Source organism: Rhizobium sp. 42MFCr.1 (assembly GCF_000377185.1).
GTDB classification, from domain to species: domain Bacteria; phylum Pseudomonadota; class Alphaproteobacteria; order Rhizobiales; family Rhizobiaceae; genus Rhizobium; species Rhizobium altiplani.
This window is the reverse complement of record NZ_KB897900.1, coordinates 1-1,889: the sequence shown is the minus strand read 5'-3', so window position 1 is coordinate 1,889 and position 1,889 is coordinate 1. Positions and strand designations below refer to the sequence as shown.

Genomic DNA, 1,889 nt, shown 5'->3' with positions numbered 1-1,889 from the left:
CGCGAAAGCGACACGGTCAGGCCGGACGCCCCCTTCTCGATCGTCCCCGCGAGGAGGTTCATCGCCGGCGAGCCCATGAAGTCGGCGACGAACATGTTGGCCGGGTTGTTGTAGATCTCGGCCGGCGTGCCGAACTGCTGCACCTCGCCGTCGCGCATGACGGCGATCTTGGTGGCCAGCGTCATCGCCTCGATCTGGTCGTGGGTCACATAGACGATCGTCGTGCCGGTCGCCTGGTGCAGCCGCTTGATCTCGATGCGCATGTCGACGCGCAGCTTGGCGTCGAGGTTGGAGAGCGGTTCGTCGAACAGGAACAGCTTCGGGTCGCGCACCAGGGCGCGGCCCATGGCGACGCGCTGGCGCTGGCCGCCCGACAGCTGGCTCGGCTTGCGATTGAGCAGGTGGCCGATCTGCAGCACCTTGGCGACCTTGTCGATCGCCTTGTTGCGCTCCTCGACCGGCACGCCGCGCATCTCCATGCCGAAGGCGATGTTTCCGGCCACCGTCATGTTCGGGTAGAGCGCGTAGCTCTGGAACACCATGGCGATGTCGCGCTTCGACGGATGCAGGTCGGCAATGCTGCGGCCATCGACGCGAATGTCGCCCTCGGTGATCGATTCCAGGCCGGCAATGGTGTTGAGCAAGGTCGACTTGCCGCAGCCGGACGGGCCGACGAGCACGAGGAAGCCGCCCTTTTCCAGGTCAAGGTTGATGCCCTTGAGGATCTCCAGCGAGCCGAAGCGCTTCTTGAGACCTGAGATTTCGAGGAAAGCCATTGGATTATCCTTTGACAGCGCCCGCCATCAGGCCACGCACGAAGTAGCGGCCGGCGAGAATGTAGACGAGGAGGGTCGGAAGCGCTGCGATCATCGCCGCCGCCATGTTGACGTTGTATTCGACGACACCGGTGGAGGTGTTGACGACGTTGTTCAGCGCCACCGTCATCGGCATGGAATCGCCCGTGCCGGCATAGGCCGAGGCAAACAGGAAGTCGTTCCAGATGTTGGTGAACTGGTAGATGACGGTGACGACGATGATCGGCAGCGAGTTCGGCAGCATGATGCGGCGGAAGATCTGGAAGAAGCTGGCACCGTCGACCTGCGCCGCCTTCACCAGTTCGGTCGGAAAGGCCTCGTAATAGTTGCGAAAGAACAGCGTCGTGAAGCCGAGGCCGTAGACGACGTGAACGGTGACGAGGTTGACGGTCGGATTGCCGAAGCCGAGCGACATGCCGATCTGGTCGCGCAGCGTCGCCCCGAAGCGGCCGAGGCTGCCAAGGATGGTCGCCATCGGCAAGAGCACCGACTGGAACGGGATGAAGCAGGCAAACAGCATCAGGCCGAACACCAGCGTGTGGCCGGGGAAGCGCCACTTGGTCAGGATGTAGCCATTCAGCGCGCCCATGATCGTCGAGATCGCCACGGCCGGAACGACCATCTTGATCGAGTTCCAGAAGTAGCCCTTGATGCCGGCGCAGGTCAGCCCGACGCAGGCCTGCCCCCAGGCCTTGAACCAGGGCTCGATGGTCGGCGACTGCGGCAGCGCCAGCATGTTGCCGTTCTGGATCTCGTCCATCGTCTTGAACGAGGTCACCAGCATGACGAACAGCGGCATCAGGTAGATGATCGCGAAGATGACAAGCAGCCCGTAGATGAAGATCCGGCTGAACAGTCTGTTGCGCGAGGCGCTGGCCGCACTCGGCAGGGTCGAGGTGACGGCGCTCATCGCGATTTCTCCCTGAGTTCCGAATAGAGATAGGGAACGATGATCGCCGAAATCGTCATCAGCATGATCACCGCGCTCGCCGAGCCGACGGCCATCTCGTTGCGCTTGAAGGTGTATTCGTACATGAAGTTGGACGGCAGCCAGGCCGAGCCGCCGGGGCCGCC

At 62.8% G+C, this 1,889-nt stretch carries 2 protein-coding genes and 1 pseudogene; all 3 read right to left on the bottom strand.

The window, feature by feature from the left end; genetic code table 11:
* Positions 1-776 (bottom strand): ABC transporter ATP-binding protein (locus C934_RS0131465; RefSeq protein WP_018860469.1); only part of this gene is annotated, 776 nt, incomplete at its 3' end.
* A 4-nt stretch (positions 777-780) separates the two neighbouring features.
* The gene (locus C934_RS0131460; protein WP_018117075.1) at positions 781-1,725 is read right to left on the bottom strand and encodes a carbohydrate ABC transporter permease; all 945 of its coding nucleotides are present in this window, start codon (positions 1,723-1,725) and stop codon (positions 781-783) included.
* Positions 1,722-1,889, bottom strand: a pseudogene (locus tag C934_RS33175) (sugar ABC transporter permease); the annotation flags it as partial. The gene C934_RS0131460 and the pseudogene C934_RS33175, both read right to left, overlap by 4 nt.